The organism is Empedobacter sp. GD03739 (assembly GCF_029843245.1).
In the GTDB taxonomy this organism is placed as follows: domain Bacteria; phylum Bacteroidota; class Bacteroidia; order Flavobacteriales; family Weeksellaceae; genus Empedobacter; species Empedobacter falsenii_B.
Genome location: NZ_JAOCHX010000039.1, coordinates 1 through 15,280 on the forward strand (window position 1 = coordinate 1; position 15,280 = coordinate 15,280).

Below are 15,280 nucleotides of genomic sequence, written 5' to 3' on the forward strand. Positions count from 1 at the left end.
TATATTAATTTGATTTTTTTATCAAAATTAGTTTTTTGGAGCTTGCCCAATTAAATCCATAAATTGATCTAACTTAGGTAAGATAATAATTTGTGTACGACGGTTTTTAGATTTTCCTTCTGCAGTAGCATTTGTAGTTAATGGGTTATATTCTCCACGTCCACCAGCTGTTAAACGTTTACCATCAACACCGTATTGGTTTTGTAATGCTTGTACAACAGAAGATGCACGTAAAGCAGATAAATCCCAGTTGTTACGGATGTTTGGTTTAGAAATTGGCACATTATCTGTGTTACCTTCAATCAATACATCGTAATCTTTATAATCGTTGATGATTTTCGCAATTTTACTTAAAGTTTCTCCTGCAGCAGGTGAAATTTCGTAGCTACCAGATTTGTACAACATGTTATCAGCTAACGAGATGTAAACAACACCTTTTAATACTTTAACATCAACATCTTTTGCTTCATTGCTAGATAAAGAACGCGTTAAGTTGTTTGTTAAAACCATATTCAAACTATCCGATTTGCTTTTCGCATCGATCAAATGTTTGATGTATTTGTTAGACTGATTGATTTCGTTCACTAATTCAGAAACGTTTTTAGAACCACCATTAATACAATTTTTCAATTGTTCTTGTAATTGTTTAATTTGATTTCTTTCACTCTGAACTGTGTTTTCGTACTGACCTTGGTTAGATTCAAAATTAGCTAATTTAGCTTTCGCTACAGCCAATTCTGTTTGACATCCTTGGTTCTCAGAATAAGCAGAATTGAATTTATTTTGTAATTCATCATACTTCTTCTGACTCACACAACTAAATAAAGTTGAAGCAGCGATAACCGCTACTGGCAAAATTGAAACTTTCATAATTATTTTTTTATTTCAGTTATACGAATATATGTTATTATTTTTTATTGCGAGTATATATTCTGCAAAAACCATGCTGTAAAAATATAAAACTCCTACAATCATTTGATTGTAGGAGTTTTAACGTTAATATTTTATTTCTATTGTGTTAATCCTGAGGAATATATAAAACCTGACCTGGATAAATCTTATCTTCGTGTTTTAACATTGGTTTGTTTGCTTCGAAAATTTTTGGGTATTGCATTGGATCTCCGTAAACTTCTTTGGCAATTTTAGATAAAGAATCTCCACTTTTTACAGTGTACATTGTCTTAGATAAATCTGGAATTTCGATTTTCAAAGGTGTTTTCAATGTTAATTGATCTTCTACTCCTTCCACTCCATCAATGTTACCTGCTGTTGCTAAAATTTTTTGTTTCTCATTGATGTCCAATGCTTGTCCAGCTACTACAATTTTATCTCCATCAGCAGAAAAAGTTACTCCTGACAAATCAAATCCTTGTTTTGCAACTTGATCTTTTACTTTAGCTGCTTTTTCTTCTGGTGTTTCTGCACCTCCGAAGACTTTTTCTCCGGCATTTTTGATAAATGAAAATAATCCCATAACGAGTTGATTTTAATAATATTTATTTGTTGATATTTAGTAAATATATAATTTCTCTAACAATTATCGTGCAATTGATGAATATTTCTTTTTTAAATTTTCTGTAATCGAGCGTTGTTGCTGAATTTGACTTGTTAATTGATTAATTTTTGCGTCTAAACCTTTATCGTTCTCTTCGGCAGTTTGTATTTTTCCGCTCAATGTTACTACTTGATCTTCTATCGATCGCAAAGAGTTTTCTGTTTTTATCTTTTTCTTCATCAAGCCATCAGTTACTTTATCATTCGATTCTCTTTCCAATTGATTCACCACCAAATCCAATTTATCACCCAAAGCTTGCTTTTTACTTTCTAATTTCAATAAGGTGTTATTATTTTTTAGATATGATTTGATAGAATTTCCTTTTTTCAATTGTGCATCTGCATTTTCTTTAGTCAATCGAATCATATTTTCGTTGGCTAACCTCAACTCATTTCGCACACAACCTTGCTTCGTTTTAGTCGCTAAATCTTGTAGTTGAGCATAAATTTTATCAAACTCTGCCGAATTACTATTAAATGTCATTCCATTTTGATCAGTTAATGTATTAATCACGGTCGTTTTTCCGTTTTCTTCATCAACCAAACTAATCACAGATTTATAGACATCTTGCGAATTTTTGAATTTGATGTTACTCGCTTCGTGTTTTTTTAGAAAAGCAGAAGAACCTTCTTTGTTCGTTACCCAATTTTCCCACGATTTTACAATCAAATTCTGCGCACAATTATCCGTAGAAAAAGCAAAAGATTTCAATTCTTGTCCGTTCATTTCGTACTCAACTTCAAACAATCCTTCGTCAGATTGCGCATTAACATAAGCTGATGTTAACAAAGTTGTAATGGCTAAAAGTAATAGTTTCATCAAGTTGATAGTTTAAAATTATATTCACAATTATTTATCCAATTTACAAAATATCGGAGTTTAAGAAAAGATGTTGTACAGATTTTTTATAATGGTTAATTTTAACCAGAAATTAATCAAACCGCATGCAAACAAAAATTTTATTAATTTACACAGGAGGAACGATTGGAATGGCGAAAGATTATGGCGACCAATCCTTGAAACCTTTCAATTTTGATAATTTGTTGAAACAAATTCCAGAGTTGGGACTTTTAGATTGTTCTTTCGATTATCATAGTTTCGATACGCCGATAGATTCGTCTGATATGAAACCTAAATATTGGATAGAAATTGCCGAAACCATTCAACAAAACTACGAAAACTACGATGGTTTTGTGGTTTTACATGGAACTGATACAATGGCGTATACGGCTTCTGCAATGAGTTTTATGATTGATAATCTAGAGAAGCCTGTCATTTTCACTGGTTCGCAATTACCAATTGGAGATTTGCGTACAGATGCAAAAGAAAATTTAATTACTTCGATTCAATTGGCTTCATTACGCAAAAATGATAAACCAATTATCAAAGAAGTTTGCGTGTATTTTGAATATAAATTATTCCGTGCGAATAGAACAACTAAGATTAATGCAGAAAACTTTGATGCTTTCGAATCGCCAAATTATCCAGTGATTGGAGTTTCAGGTGTTCATTTGGAAGTAAAAGAAGATTTGTTGTTAAAAAATGTTGTTACGAATAAACTTTCGATTAACAAAGATCTAAATGCTGATGTTGGTGTTTTGAAGATTTTCCCTGGAATGAATCGTTCTTTTATCGAAAGTGTTTTGAACGCTCCAAATATGAAAGCTTTTATTATTGAGGCCTTCGGAACAGGAAATATTTTTACTGATGATTGGTTTATCGAATTGTTGGAAGAAGTAACGAATAAAGGAGTTCATCTTATTATCAACACGCAATGTGCGGGTGGAATGGTAGAACTTGGACGTTATGCAACAAGTGATGCGTTACTAAATATGGGAGCAATTTCGAGTTATGATTTGACAATGGAAGCTGCAATTACAAAAGCAATTTATTTATTAGGTCAAAATCTTTCGAAAGAAGAATTTAAAACGCAATACGAAACAAACTTAAAAGGTGAACTTCGTCATCATTTTTACAATGATTAATTAAATTCATATAAAACGCAAAAAATCTCTACTTGGTAGAGATTTTTTTATGTTCTAAATTTTATTTCTTTCCCGACATCGAAGCGCCATCAGATTCTCTTAATTTGAAAAAGATGTAAGTTGATAAAATTGTCATCACACCCATCGTCAAAAATGAATAACGGAAAGCTTGTACTTCCACTCCATTTACAAATCCTGCTTGTCTAAAAACACCTAAAATTAATGCAGCTACAGAAATTCCAAATGTTAGTGATAATTGTTGTGTAACCGATAATAAACTATTCCCTTCGCTGGATGTATTTTCGTCCAAATCGGCTAAAGACAAGGTATTCATCGCCGTAAATTGAATTGAACTAAAAAATCCATTCAAAACCATTAACGGAATGATATAATAAATTGGTGATTTCGATTCTAAAAAGAAAAACATACAAATGATTAATCCTAAAGTTATTGTATTGGAAATCAACGTATTTCGATAACCAAATTTATTCACAATTGGCACAACAAACGATTTTGCAATAATGTTACTTGTTGCAGATGGAATCATAATTAATCCCGCTACAGTAGCCGAATATCCATAACCAACTTGCAATAAAAGCGGAATAAGAAAAGGTATTCCTCCAATTCCTAATCGTGTAATAAGATTTCCTATAATACCAATTCGCAAAGTTCTAATGTTAAACAAATTCAAATCGATTAAAGGATGTTGTTTATGTTTTGCATGATAAATATACAAACCAATCAAAAAGGCAGAAACTACAGTCAATGCCAATACAGTTTGCAGGCCAATCACACGAGAAGATGTCAATTCCATAATCAATGTTAAGACAGTAACTCCTCCACTAAAAAGAATCAAACCTCTGATATCAAATTTAAAAACTGGATGTTTAAAATCGGGGATCGCAAAAGTTGTCATCCAAAGTGCAATAATTCCGAATGGAATATTCACGATGAAAATCCAATGCCATGATAAAGTTTCAACCAAAATACCTCCAATTGTTGGTCCTAAAAGTGGTCCTATTAACCCTGGTATGGTGATAAAATTAATTACTTTTAATAATTCACTTTTTGGATAAGCATATAAAATTGCTAAACGTACAACAGGAACCATCATCGATCCTCCAATCGCTTGTATAACGCGTGAAATGACTAAAAAAGGTAAAGTTGTGGCAAATGCGCAAAGTGTGGATCCAAGTGTAAAAATCAGTATAGCAGATTGAAAAACTTTTTTCGTTCCGTATTTATCCGAAAGCCAACCACTCAAAGGAATTAACAAAGCGATTGTTAACGTATACGCAACAATAATCGACTGAATTTCTAAAGGCGATTTTCCTAATTCTTTTGCAATTGTAGGTAAAGATGTATTTAAAATTGTAGCGTCCAAAGCTTGCATAAAAATTGCCATCGCACCAAGCCATGGCAAAAACTTCAACATTTTTGGACTTAAAATATGATCTGAATTCATTCAAATTCCTATAGCAAATTCTATTCCTATTTTAACATTTCGAAAAATCATTGAAAAAGATTAAATTTGAACTATGTTTCTCAACGCGCATACACATCATTTATCCGATCAAACAGATGTTTTGGAACTGTATAATCAGTTTCCAAATGAGTTGAATAATGAAGCTAAATTATTTTCGATTGGGATTCATCCAGCTTACATCAAAACCTCATCAATAAAGGAAGAAATCGAAATTATTAATCAAACTATTTCGAATAAAAACTGTTTAGCAATCGGTGAAATTGGATTAGATAAATTGTGCGAAACAGATTTTGAATTACAAATCAACGTTTTAAAAAAACAGTTAGAAATTGCGATGCAACATCAACTTCCAGTCATTATACATTCGGTTCGTGCTTATCAAGAAATTTTACACATTCGAAAACAAATGAAATTGACGATTCCGTTTATTTTTCATGGTTTCAATAAGAATGAACAGTTACTCAATCAAATTATTGCGCAAAATTGTTTTGCATCTTTTGGTAAAAATCTTCTATCAAACAAAAACTTACAAATTATATTTGCAAATCTTTCTGCGAATCAATTCTTTTTGGAGAATGATGCAAGCGAAATTTCTATTGAAGAAATTTATACTTTTGCAGCGGATTTGAGAAAAATTACAATCGAGGAATTACAACTTCAACAAGCGAAAAATTGGAAAGCAATTTTCGGTTACGAAGTTCAATCATAATTAAAATACATTTCAATGGCAGTTTGGCAAGAAAGAGCTGAATTATTATTCAAAGAAGAAGGTTTAGAAATCCTAAAAAATTCGAACATTTTAGTTGTTGGTTTAGGTGGTGTTGGCTCTTTTGCCGCAGAATTTATCGCACGCGCAGGAGTTGGAAAAATGACAATTGTTGATGGTGATACTGTTGATATTACAAATATTAATCGACAATTACCTGCTTTACACTCAACTGTTGGAATGAACAAAGTAGACATCGTTGGCGATCGTTTAATGGACATTAATCCTGAATTAGAATTAACGCGTATCAACGAATTTTTGAGTCCAGAACGTACACACGAAATCGTCACACCAGATTTTGATTATGTGTTAGATTGCATCGATTCTGTTACACCAAAAATTAATTTGATTTTAGCTGCAAAACGCAAAAAAATTAAAGTAATCAGCAATATGGGCGCTGGAGGAAAATATTTGGCAAGCAAAGTACAAGTGCGTGATATTAGCAAAACAGATGTTTGTCCTTTGGCAAAAAATGTTAGAAAACGATTAAAAAAAGAAGGAATTAATAAAGGTGTAAAAGCTGTTTTTTCGACAGAAGTTCCTGATGAATCTTCGGTTAAATTAACGGATGGAAAAAATTATAAAAAATCGTTTTACGGAACTAATTCGTGGATGCCTGGTTTATTCGGGTTGCATGCGGCAGAAACGGTGATTCGACATTTATTAAAAAAAGATAAATAATTAAGTACTTTCTTAAAGATTTAATTAATTTAGTTGCGAATTAACAAAGAGACGAAAAAAATGAAAATCAATTACGATTATATCACATACGAGGATGTTTTGAGAGCACGTCAATTTATGTACGAGCAAGCGTTGGAACAGAATGCGACTAATTCGTTGTTGAACACTGCGAGAGATTTATTTGGAAACAGCAATTTCGAGATGTGTATCAAAATTTGTGAAGGTTTATTGGATGCAAAAGACCCAAAACAATTGTACGATGCAAAGAAATTAATTGCGTTATCATATTATAGTTTACAAGATTTTGAGAATGCGGATAATGCATTTTTCGATATCGCTCAAAACTCTGATAATTCGGACGATTGGTTTAACGTTGTGATTTCTGCAGCTTTAAATAAAAATATCGAACGTAGTAAAGAATCTTTTGGAATTGCATTAGAAAAATACACGAAATTTGGTCATCAACGTAATATGCCTTCAGTACAATTGATGTTGCATTACATGATTACGTTAGAAACTGTAAAAGAATACGTTTTGGCTTTGGAACAATGTAGAATGTTGGTACAAGTTTACGCTAAATTGAAAAAAACAGACGAAAAATTCTTAAGTTCTCGTGGTTTAGAACAAATCGAAAACTTTTTGGAAACTGCAAAACCAGTTTTGAAAAAAGCGAAAAAGAAAGAATTAACTGAAATCAAAAAAGAATTGGTTGAAGCTTTAGATGCAAACGGCGTAGAAAAAGTAGAAGCTTTTTTCGCTGAGTTTTAAGCTAACTATTTTTACAAGAAATAAAAAAATCCACTTCTGTTGAAGTGGATTTTTTGTTTGGATAAATATTGTAAATTAGAGGAAACACTGATTTGAATGAAATACTTTTTTACTTTCATATTTTTAATCTCAACTTTTACGTTTGGTTGTAGTTGTGGAGAATTTCCATCTGTTAAAAATTCATTTGATGAATTTGATGAAATTATAATAGGAAAAGTCATTAAAATTGATACAACTCTTTATGATTATTCTTCAAATCCTGTTTTTGCTTATACATTTGAAATCGAGAAAAATTTCAAAAAAAATATAGATATTACAAATAAAAAACAAAAATATTATACAACTATTTACACACCTGCCTCATCAATGTTTGGAGGTTGCGGAAGTAACTTCGAATTAAATGAAACCTATTTAATTTATGGATTTATCACAGATTTTAGCATCTATACAAATATTTGTACAAGAACTTCTGATTTAAAATTTGTTGAACAATCTGAATTAGAAGAATTAGAAAAACTTAGTAAAGAATATCTGAAAAAAAACACTCTTAATATTCCGCCTCCTCCAAATTCAAGTAAAGAGAATTTAATCCAAAAAGAGTTTGAATTGTATAAATTATCAGCCGAAAAAAGAAATAAATATTATTGGATAGGTTTAAGTCTTTTAGGATTTTTATTGACTATTAGTATATTTTTCAATTTTAGAAAAAGAAAATAAATTTAGATTCCTCCTTTCATCGGAATGACATTTACTCAATTGTCATTTAGAACGAAGCGAAGTAGAGAATCTATCTTTAGTTTATCATAAAATGATGTGATCCTAAAACAAGTTCAGGATGACTTAGAAAGACAAAAAAGCTAATTTTCTTAATCTATATTTAATCAAATATTTCTTCGTGATTATTTCAAAATAAATAATCTTTTTATAGATTTATCATCACTAAGAATTAACACATGAGTCACGGAAAACTAAGAGAAGATCATAATTGCCAAAATTGTGGACATTACGTAGAAGAACATTATTGCACACATTGCGGACAAGAAAATGTAGAAACACGTCAACCGTTTCACTTTTTATTTACTCACTTTATCGAAGATTTTGTTCATTACGATGGAAGTTTTTGGCAAACAATCAAAAAACTATTTTTGAAACCTGGAGTTTTAACCAAAGAATATTTGAGTGGTAAACGAAATAGTTCTGTTAATCCTGTTAAAATGTACATTTTTGTCAGTTTTGTAACGTTTTTCCTTATTTCTATATTTCCTTCTCATAAAACTGAATATAATGATAGTTCCAATGAACCTATATCAATAGAAAATACTGAAAAAATTCAAAAAGCACTTAATGCTACAATAGACACTTTACAGAACAAAGGATTGACAACTGTCGAGCAAAGTGCAAAAATAAAATCTGAAGTTGAAAAAAATAAAAATGCAAACTCTTTAGAAGATTTGAACGAGGAATCTATTGAAAACTTGCAATCTAAAGTAAAAAATAACGTTCCAATATTATCTCCCTTTATTGAAAAATACCAAGAGTTGAGAAAAAGAAAGGTTTCTGACGATCAATTAGGAGAAGCTATTGTTGAGAAATCTTTGCATGTCATTCCGAAAGTTTTGTTTGTATACATGCCTTTGTTTGCTTTCTTCTTATGGATTTTTTACAACAAAAAGAAATGGTGGTATTTTGATCACGGAATTTTTACACTGCATTATTTTACGGTAATTCTTTTATCTATTTTAGTAATTTTTCTTTTGAATAAACTTTCAAATTATATTGATAGTAATGCTGTATCAGCCATAATAGCTTTGATTAATACATTGATTGTTTTATATATTATTGTTTACTTTTTCCTTGCATTGAAAAAACTCTATAACCAAGGATTTATCATTACAACAATTAAAGGTGCTATACTTTTAGGAATTAATACGTTTATTTTCTCAATAATTGTTATTGGAATTATTATGTATTCATTTCTTCATGTTTAATCAAGATTATTAGGCAATCACGTATGATGTGTTCCTGAAACAAGTTCAGGATAACTTAAGTTGAACTCGTTTCAGCTTCGCATTAAATTTAGATTCCTTCTTTTGTCGGAATGACAAATTCAAAAAAATAACATAAAAAAAGCCTCGCAAATGCGAGGCTTTCTAACTTCTAATATCTAGATTCTAATTTCTATTTATTACGGTATTCGTTCCAAGTTTTGATTTTTAAATCATCCATCGATAATTTTGTAAATGCATTAATGAAAGCCGAAGCTAAACGTGCATTTGTTACCAACGGAATATTGAAATCTACAGCTGTACGACGAATTTGATAATCGTTGTCTAATTCCGCTTTTGTTAAGTTTTTCGGAATGTTGATCACCATATCAATTTTCTTGTCATGTAAATAAGACATTACATTTGGCTCTTTTTTATCAGATGGCCAGTAAACAAGCGTAGAATACACATCATTTTCTGTAAAGAATTTGTGCGTTCCTTCTGTTGCATAAATTTTGTAACCTTTTGCGATTAATTGTTTCGCAGGCTCTAATAAAGCCACTTTCGATTCAATTGGTCCACCAGAAATTAAAACTGTTTTCTCAGGAATTTCATATCCAACAGATAACATTGATTTTAATAAAGCTTCTTCTGCTGTATCACCGATACACCCTACTTCTCCTGTCGAAGACATGTCAACTGATAAAACTGGGTCAGCTCCTGCTAAACGTGTAAATGAGAACTGAGAAGCTTTCACTCCTACATAATCTAAATCGTAAACGACTTCTGAATGTCCTTTTTCTACTTCTAATCCTAATAAAACTTTTGTTGCTTTTTCGATTAAATTATTTCCTGCAACTTTCGATACGAATGGAAACGAACGAGAAGCACGAATATTAGTTTCGATAACACGAACTGTATTATTTTTTGATAAAAACTGAATGTTCATTGGTCCAGAAATTTCGAAACGTTTTGCAATTTTCGCTGCCACTTTACGCATTTGACGAATTGTTTCGATGTACACTTTTTGTGGTGGATAATACATTGTTGCATCACCCGAGTGAACTCCGGCAAACTCTACGTGCTCAGAAATGGCGTAATCTACAATTTCTCCATTTTGACAAACTGCATCCAACTCAATTTCTTTCGCACCTTGTACGAATTCAGAAACTACAACTGGATAATCTGGAGAAACTTCTTTCGCTAATTTTAAGAAAGCATCTAATTCTTCTTTATTTGAAACTACGTTCATTGCAGCTCCAGATAAGACATAAGAAGGACGAATTAATACTGGGAAATTTACTTCTTCTACGAAGTTATGAATCGCTTCTAAAGAAGATAACTCTTTCCAACGTGGTTGGTCGATTCCTAATTCGTCTAAGATTTCAGAGAATTTGTGACGATTTTCTGCATCATCAATTCTTAAAGGAGAAGTTCCTAAAATATTAATTGATTGATCGTACAATTTCATCGCTAAGTTATTTGGAATTTGACCTCCTGTCGAAATAATTGTTCCTTCAGGTTGTTCAAAATCTAAAATATCCATTACACGTTCAAAAGATAATTCTTCGAAGTATAAACGATCTGACTCATCATAATCCGTAGAAACGGTTTCTGGATTATAGTTGATGATAATTGTTTTGTATCCGTTTTTAGACGCTGTTTGAGCAGCATTTACAGAACACCAGTCGAACTCAACCGATGATCCGATACGGTAAACCCCAGAACCTAAGATACAAACTGATTTTTCAGTTTCAGTTGCGATATCATTTTCAGTTCCGTGGTACGTTACATATAAGTAATTTGTTTGCGCAGGGAATTCAGCCGCTAACGTATCGATTTGTTTTACTACAGGAACAATTCCAAAGTTCTTACGTAATTCACGAACCGTTAATTCGTTACGGTGAACGTTTTGATCTCCTTTTACTAAAACTGCAATTTGTTGATCCGAGAATCCTAATAATTTTGCACGTTTTACTAAATCTGCTTCAACTTGTTCAAATCTTTCTAACGCTTCAAATTCTTTTGATACATTAAAAATTCTTTCTAAACGTTGTAAAAACCATAAATCGATTTTTGTTAAATCATGAATTTTTTCAATCGAATATCCCGCTTTGAAAGCTTCAGTAATCGCATATAAACGCTCGTCATTTGGCTCAGCTAACCAAGTATCCAAAGATTCTCCTTCTGGAATCTTAAATCCGTTTGCTACAAAACCTCTGTGTCCGATGTCTAACATACGAACTCCTTTCTGAATTGCTTCTTCGAAAGAACGTCCAACAGCCATAACTTCTCCAACAGATTTCATTGCAGAACCAATGTTACGACGAACACCGTAGAATTTATTTAAATCCCAACGAGGCAATTTCACTACACAATAATCTAACGCAGGTTCGAACATCGCAGATGTCGTTTGCGTTACACTATTTTTCAACTCATCTAAAGAATAACCTAAAGCTAATTTAGCAGCCACGAAAGCTAAAGGATAACCTGTTGCTTTTGACGCCAAAGCTGACGAACGAGATAAGCGAGCGTTAACTTCGATTACACGATATTCTTCTGAAACAGTATCGAAAGCATATTGAATGTTACATTCTCCAACTACACCAAGATGGCGAATTGTGCGAATGGCAACTTCACGTAATTTATGATATTCTGAATTTGATAAAGTTTGAGAAGGTGCAATAACGATTGACTCTCCTGTGTGAACACCAATAGGATCGAAGTTCTCCATGTTACAAACTGTGATACAGTTATCGTAAGAATCACGAACTACTTCGTACTCAATTTCTTTCCATCCTTTTAATGACTCTTCCACTAAAACTTGAGAAGAATAATTGAATGCTTTTTCAACTAAATCTAATAATTCTTCTTCGTTATTTGCGAAACCAGAACCTAAACCTCCTAAAGCGTACGCCGCACGAATGATTAATGGGAAACCGATGCGTTTACCAGCTGCCATTGCGTCTTCTACAGTTTCTACTGCTTCTGAACGAGCAGTTAAAACACCAATTTGGTCTAATTTTTCGATGAAAATATCACGATCTTCCGTTGCTTCAATTACTGGAATTTGAGTTCCTAAAACCTCAACACCATATTTCTCGAATATATTTTCTTTATTTAATTCAACCGCACAGTTTAAAGCTGTTTGTCCTCCAAAGGCAACTAAAACTCCGTCTGGTTTTTCTTTTTTAATGACTTCTTCCACAAAGTAAGGCGTTACAGGTAAGAAGTAAACTTCGTCTGCAATTCCTTCAGAAGTTTGAACAGTTGCAATATTTGGATTGATTAAAACTGTTTTAATTCCTTCTTCTTTTAACGCTTTTAACGCTTGCGAACCAGAATAATCAAACTCACCAGCTTGACCAATTTTTAATGCTCCTGATCCTAATACTAATACTTTTTTAATATCTTTTTTTAACATCGTGATTCTGATTATGCGTTAGCGTTTTTATATTTTTTTACTTCTTCGATGAACTCATCAAATAAATATTCTGTATCAACTGGTCCTCCCATTGCTTCTGGGTGGAATTGAACTGTAAAAATTGGTTTTGATTCGTGACGAATTCCTTCACATGTTCCATCATTTAAGTTCGTAAAGAATGTTTTAAATCCTTCTGGTAATTTCGAATCATCTACTGCGAAACCGTGGTTTTGAGATGTAATGAAACATCTTTTTGTTCCTACTAATTGTACAGGTTGATTGTGCGAACGGTGTCCGTATTTTAATTTAAAAGTAGATGCACCAGCTGCTAAACTTACTAATTGGTTTCCTAAACAGATTCCGAAAATTGGTTTGTCTTCTTGTAATGATTTTTTGATATTTTCAATCGTAGCCACACATAAAGCTGGATCTCCAGGTCCGTTTGAGATAAATAATCCATCATATTCTAATGTTGAATAATCATAATCCCAAGGAACTCGAATTACCTCAACATCACGATTTACAAAACAACGGATGATGTTATTTTTCACTCCACAATCAATCAAAACAATTTTGACATCAGCACCTTCGTTGTAACGAATCACTTCTTTACAAGAAACTTGATCTACTAAATTATCTTCGTTCGGATCGTAATATGCGACATCTGTATCAGCTACAATTTTTCCTAAAGTAGAACCTTGCTCACGTAATTTTTTTGTAATCATACGTGTATCTACGCCATAAATACCAGGGATATTTTGACTTTCTAACCAAGCTCCTAATTTTTGAATAGCGTTCCAATGCGAATAATCATCAGCATAATAAGAAACAACCAATCCAGTTACTTGAATTTGGTTCGATTCCATCCAAGCTTCAATTTCATTAATCATTGCTTTATCATCTGGAACACCATAGTTTCCGATCATTGGAGCTGTCATCACCATAATCTGCCCTTTGTAAGAAGGGTCAGTCAAACTTTCATTATATCCAACCAAAGCTGTGTTGAATACTACTTCTCCTGCGGCAGAAGTATACGCACCGAAAGATTTTCCTTCGATTTCTAATCCGTCTTGGAATACTAATTTTACTATCTTATCCATTGATGATAATGTTAATTTCAGTTTCTAAAGCTGATATGAATTTATCTATGTATTGTTTTGTTACTGTTAAAGGTGGTAATAAACGAATAACGTTTGTACCAGCGTAGCCTACAAAAATATTGTGTTTTGTAACTAAGTTATTTTTTAATTCGCCGATTGGGAAATCAAACTCGATTCCAATCATTGATCCTCGACCACGAACTTCTTTAATTTTTGGAAATTTATTTAATTGGATTCCAACATATTCTCCAATTTCTTTTGCATTTTCGATTAAGTTTTCTTGCTCAATCACATCTAAAACGGCTACCGCTGCAGCACAAGCTAAATGATTTCCTCCAAAAGTTGTTCCTAATAATCCGTAAGAAGCTTTAAATTCTGGAGAAATTAAAACACCACCGATTGGAAATCCATTCCCCATTCCTTTTGCCATCGTAATCAAATCTGCTTTGATACCAGAATGTTGATGTGCAAAGAATTTCCCTGAGCGTCCGTAACCACATTGAATTTCATCTGCGATTAAAACCACTTCATTTTCTGTACAAACTTTTCTTAATTCTTGTACAAATTCGTCTGTTGGTAAAATAATTCCTCCTACTCCTTGAATTGGTTCGTAAATAACCGCTGCTACATCTCCTCCTGCAATTACTTCTTTTACTTCATCAATATTAAAATTGACAAAAGATACTTTATGATGTGCATTAAAAGGTGCCACAATTTTTGGATTATCTGTCAACGCAACTGTTCCCGAAGTACGTCCGTGAAAAGCATCTTTGAACGCAATTACTCTGTCTTTTCCTGTATGAAAAGAGGCTAATTTAACTGCATTTTCGTTGGCTTCTGCTCCAGAGTTAATCAAGAATAAAGTATAATCTTCGTAACCTGATGCTTTACCTAATTTTTCTGCCAATTCTTGCTGAATCGGAATATTTACTGAGTTTGAATAAAACCCGATATTATTAATTTGTTCTGTTAATTTCTCAACATAATATGGATGCGAGTGACCGATAGAAATCACTGCGTGACCTCCATAAAGGTCCAAATATTCTTTTCCGTTTTCGTCCCAAAGAATACAATCTTTAGCTTTAACCGGAGTTACATTCATTAATGGATATACGTCAAATAGTTTCATTTTCTTTTAAGTTTTACGTTTAACGGTTTACGCTAAACGATTATTAATTGTTTTAATAAAAGCTAATAACATCGCTTTTACTTTTTCAACTTTATATTCAAGTTCTTTAAATATTTCTCCTGTTATCAATTTCAAATCTTTTGATAGAATCAATAAATAAAGCGTTTCATTTGTAGAACCTAAAGAGATATGAAGGAATCGTAAAAAATCTTTATCCGAATTTCTACCACAACCTTCTGCTATATTATTCGGGATAGATACACAAGCTCTTCTTAATTGAGAGGTTAGATTAAACATCTCATATTGAGGATATTCAGAAGTTATTTCATAAACTTTCAAAGCAAGTTGATGAGATTCATTCCAAACTTTTATGTTCCTAAAATCTTGCATATCGTTTACCG

General features: G+C 32.2%; 14 protein-coding genes. 6 read left to right on the forward strand and 8 right to left on the reverse strand.

Going from position 1 to position 15,280, the window contains the following annotated elements; all coding sequences use genetic code 11:
- Nucleotides 1–27: 27 nt before the first annotated feature.
- The 3 genes from N5E64_RS12035 to N5E64_RS12045 all read right to left on the reverse strand — a co-directional run bounded on the left by N5E64_RS12035 (nt 28) and on the right by N5E64_RS12045 (nt 2,374).
- The gene (locus N5E64_RS12035; RefSeq protein ID WP_181816279.1) at nt 28–870 is read right to left on the reverse strand and encodes a flagellar motor protein MotB; all 843 of its coding nucleotides are present in this window, start codon (nt 868–870) and stop codon (nt 28–30) included.
- A 148-nt stretch (nt 871–1,018) separates the two neighbouring features.
- Nucleotides 1,019–1,474 (reverse strand): peptidoglycan-binding protein LysM, encoded by a 456-nt coding sequence (lysM, locus tag N5E64_RS12040; protein ID WP_125350834.1) that lies wholly within the window; start codon nt 1,472–1,474, stop codon nt 1,019–1,021.
- 63 nt (nt 1,475–1,537) lie between these two features.
- Nucleotides 1,538–2,374 (reverse strand): hypothetical protein, encoded by an 837-nt coding sequence (locus tag N5E64_RS12045; protein WP_114999120.1) that lies wholly within the window; start codon nt 2,372–2,374, stop codon nt 1,538–1,540.
- 125 nt (nt 2,375–2,499) lie between these two features.
- Here N5E64_RS12045 and N5E64_RS12050 point away from each other — a divergent pair, with 125 nt between their 5' ends.
- Nucleotides 2,500–3,540 carry an asparaginase gene (locus tag N5E64_RS12050; protein WP_125350832.1) on the forward strand — a complete coding sequence of 347 codons (1,041 nt, stop codon included), beginning with the start codon at nt 2,500–2,502 and terminating at the stop codon, nt 3,538–3,540.
- Between the two features lie 61 nt (nt 3,541–3,601).
- Here N5E64_RS12050 and mdtD read toward each other — a convergent pair whose 3' ends face one another.
- Nucleotides 3,602–5,005 (reverse strand): multidrug transporter subunit MdtD, encoded by a 1,404-nt coding sequence (mdtD, locus tag N5E64_RS12055; RefSeq protein ID WP_038336841.1) that lies wholly within the window; start codon nt 5,003–5,005, stop codon nt 3,602–3,604.
- A 73-nt stretch (nt 5,006–5,078) separates the two neighbouring features.
- On the opposite strand from mdtD, the gene N5E64_RS12060 reads away from it, so the two are divergent.
- The 5 genes from N5E64_RS12060 to N5E64_RS12080 all read left to right on the forward strand — a co-directional run bounded on the left by N5E64_RS12060 (nt 5,079) and on the right by N5E64_RS12080 (nt 9,229).
- Nucleotides 5,079–5,735 carry a TatD family hydrolase gene (locus N5E64_RS12060; protein WP_280037732.1) on the forward strand — a complete coding sequence of 219 codons (657 nt, stop codon included), beginning with the start codon at nt 5,079–5,081 and terminating at the stop codon, nt 5,733–5,735.
- Nucleotides 5,736–5,750: 15 nt separating this feature from the next.
- Nucleotides 5,751–6,473 carry a ThiF family adenylyltransferase gene (locus N5E64_RS12065; protein WP_038336843.1) on the forward strand — a complete coding sequence of 241 codons (723 nt, stop codon included), beginning with the start codon at nt 5,751–5,753 and terminating at the stop codon, nt 6,471–6,473.
- Between the two features lie 60 nt (nt 6,474–6,533).
- Nucleotides 6,534–7,241 (forward strand): hypothetical protein, encoded by a 708-nt coding sequence (locus N5E64_RS12070; RefSeq protein ID WP_125350289.1) that lies wholly within the window; start codon nt 6,534–6,536, stop codon nt 7,239–7,241.
- Nucleotides 7,242–7,337: 96 nt separating this feature from the next.
- On the forward strand, nt 7,338–7,958 hold the full coding sequence (locus tag N5E64_RS12075) for a hypothetical protein (protein ID WP_038336845.1): 621 nt from the start codon (nt 7,338–7,340) through the stop codon (nt 7,956–7,958).
- A 236-nt stretch (nt 7,959–8,194) separates the two neighbouring features.
- On the forward strand, nt 8,195–9,229 hold the full coding sequence (locus tag N5E64_RS12080; protein ID WP_280037735.1) for a DUF3667 domain-containing protein: 1,035 nt from the start codon (nt 8,195–8,197) through the stop codon (nt 9,227–9,229).
- A gap of 190 nt (nt 9,230–9,419) precedes the next feature.
- Here N5E64_RS12080 and carB read toward each other — a convergent pair whose 3' ends face one another.
- From carB to N5E64_RS12100, 4 genes are read right to left on the reverse strand one after another with little or no spacing between them, the layout of a single operon-like run.
- Complete coding sequence (gene carB, locus N5E64_RS12085) at nt 9,420–12,650, reverse strand: carbamoyl-phosphate synthase (glutamine-hydrolyzing) large subunit (protein WP_280037736.1); 3,231 nt, start codon at nt 12,648–12,650, stop codon at nt 9,420–9,422.
- 11 nt (nt 12,651–12,661) lie between these two features.
- A complete protein-coding gene (carA, locus tag N5E64_RS12090) occupies nt 12,662–13,750 on the reverse strand; it encodes a glutamine-hydrolyzing carbamoyl-phosphate synthase small subunit (protein WP_280037737.1) in 1,089 nt (362 codons plus the stop codon).
- On the reverse strand, nt 13,743–14,879 hold the full coding sequence (locus tag N5E64_RS12095; RefSeq protein ID WP_114999099.1) for an aspartate aminotransferase family protein: 1,137 nt from the start codon (nt 14,877–14,879) through the stop codon (nt 13,743–13,745). The genes carA and N5E64_RS12095 overlap by 8 nt, the downstream gene beginning before the upstream one ends.
- A gap of 27 nt (nt 14,880–14,906) precedes the next feature.
- On the reverse strand, nt 14,907–15,269 hold the full coding sequence (locus N5E64_RS12100) for a four helix bundle protein (protein WP_114999097.1): 363 nt from the start codon (nt 15,267–15,269) through the stop codon (nt 14,907–14,909).
- Nucleotides 15,270–15,280: the final 11 nt, after the last annotated feature.